We start from the raw sequence: 2,131 nt of genomic DNA, 5'->3' as shown, positions 1-2,131 counted from the left end.
CCGGCCTGGTTCTCGACCTTCGCGTAGGCGTTCAAGTCCTTCTTCGTGTCCACGACCTGCACCGCGGAGAAGCCTGCCGCCTTGAGACCGGCAACATAGTCGTCAACCGGAATCGCCCCGGCGATGCAGCCGATGTAGGCCAGGAGGTTCTCGCCGATCTCTGGCGGCATGGTTCCGGTGAGCGCGATGTCGGAGACCGCGACACGGCCCCCAGGCTTGAGCACCCGGAAGATTTCCCGGAACACGGCCGGCTTGTCGGCCGCGAGGTTGATGACGCAGTTGGAAATGACGCAGTCCACCGAGTCGTCGGCGAGCGGCGTCTTGTCGATGGCCGCGAGGTGGAACTCGACGTTTGTAAGCCCCTGCTTCTGCGCTCCGCGGTTTGCACGCTCGACCATCTCGGGCGTCATGTCGATGCCGATGGCCTTCCCCGTCGGGCCGACCTTCTTGGCCGCGAGGAACACGTCGAGGCCGCCGCCGGAGCCGAGATCGACCACCACCTCGCCGGGGCGGAGGTTCGCCGTCGCGGTCGGGTTGCCGCACGACAGCCCCATGTTCGCCCCGGCCGGGATGCTCGCCAGTTCCTCCGCCGAGTAGCCGAACGCCTCGGCGACCGCCCGGACGCCGGCGTCCTCCGTCGAGAGTCCGCTGACCGCGACGGCCGCGTATTTTTCCCTCACCGCGTCTTGTATCGTCTTCGACATCTTTTCCTCCGAATGCGGGACCATGCCCGCGTTACGTGCATCCCTTCGTCCCGTTGCCCCTCTCGTCCTCCATCAGGCAGAGGGCCAGGTCGAGGAGCGGCGCGACGCACCCGTTCACCACGCGGTAGAACACGTTGTTCCCCTCGCGGCGGGACTGGAGCATCCCGGTGTCGGACAGCCGCACGAGCTGATTCGAGACCGCCTGCGGCTTCATGCCGAGCGTCTTCGCCATGTCGGTCACGGTCGCCTCCCCGCTCCGGACCAGGTGGTGGAGGAGCCGGATGCGGGTGTCGTTCGCGAGCACCTTGAAGAGCGCCATCACCTTGACCGCCTCGACGAACGACAACAGGGGCCGGTCGGCCAGGGCCGGCCGCCCCGGGCCGCAGACCACGGCCGACTCATGCCCCTTCCCCCCGCGGGGGGTGCGTGCCGTTTCTCGCGTCATGGGATACTCCCTCCAGCCAATGAATACACGGAATCGTGTATTCGTGTCAAGAGCGCAACCGCGTTTGCGGTATCCGGCACGCGACGCCGGCCCCGGTCAGCGTAGACCCGGCGTCCTATCACAGGCCACCGAAGCCCGTTCCGGAAATCCGTCCTCGCCTTCCGTGGGTAGGGATGGTTCGGCCGCCGGCCCGCCCTCACCGAAGGGTTTGACCGGCCGCCGCTTGAGCCAGATGCACGCCTTCGGGACGAGCGGCAGACCGGCCGCCTGGCGGCGGCGGTTGACCGCCCGGAGTAAATCGAACTCTTGTCGGCGGACCAGGGCGTACGGCTCGAACGGCAGGTCATAGAACGCCTTCGCCAGCCGCTCCGCGGACCGCCGGGTCGCCTCGTCCTCAAACCACGCCTTGAGTTCGCGGTATCGCGGGCGGTCGATTCGCACCTGGACGTGCCCGCCGCGGAATCCGACCGCGTAGCCGGCATACTTGATGGACCGCCGCCGAGCGTCCCGAACCCGATCCCCCTCGGCCTCGAAGAACGGGTGTTCCCCGTGGGTGGCGAGCAACACGAAGAACCGCCCGTGTCGGAGGTATTGGACGTTCGCCCGGCCGGCCCGCTTTCGCCGCGCCCTGGCCCATTGGGAGAGGCCGACCCCGTAGCGCTCGACCAACTTCGCATCGACCCGGGCCGGGTCTTTCCCCCGCGGGATTTCCCCGGTCACGTAGAACAGGTAGCCGCGGGACACGTAGGCCACCGCGAGCTGCTGGATGAACCCCTCGACCGAAACCGCCTCGCACCGATACTGCATACGCCTCCGCCCGGCACTTCAAAGATCACGAACAAGCTGGGGAGTGTTCACGGCACACTCCCCGGAAGCCGTCGTTAACCCTGGCCGCGTCGCTTCCTGCTCCGCCGTTGGGACGCCGCCACCTCGCCACCGCACGGCTCCGCCGTGCAGTATTCCTTCGGTTGCAACGCCCCAA

Annotated in this window: 3 protein-coding genes; all 3 read right to left on the bottom strand. The window is 67.7% G+C overall.

What is annotated here, in order from left to right; all coding sequences use genetic code 11:
• Window positions 1-704: arsenite methyltransferase (gene arsM / locus AC5JJ2_RS17605; protein ID WP_495859328.1), on the bottom strand; the 704-nt coding region annotated here is incomplete at its 3' end.
• 31 nt (window positions 705-735) lie between these two features.
• Window positions 736-1,149, bottom strand: coding sequence for a metalloregulator ArsR/SmtB family transcription factor (locus AC5JJ2_RS17600; protein WP_495859327.1), 414 nt, complete (start codon window positions 1,147-1,149; stop codon window positions 736-738).
• Window positions 1,150-1,245: 96 nt separating this feature from the next.
• A complete protein-coding gene (locus tag AC5JJ2_RS17595; RefSeq protein ID WP_495859326.1) occupies window positions 1,246-1,956 on the bottom strand; it encodes a hypothetical protein in 711 nt (236 codons plus the stop codon).
• Window positions 1,957-2,131 lie beyond the last annotated feature (175 nt).

Source organism: Limnoglobus sp., assembly GCF_059499385.1.
This window is presented reverse-complemented; position numbering and strand designations above follow the sequence as displayed.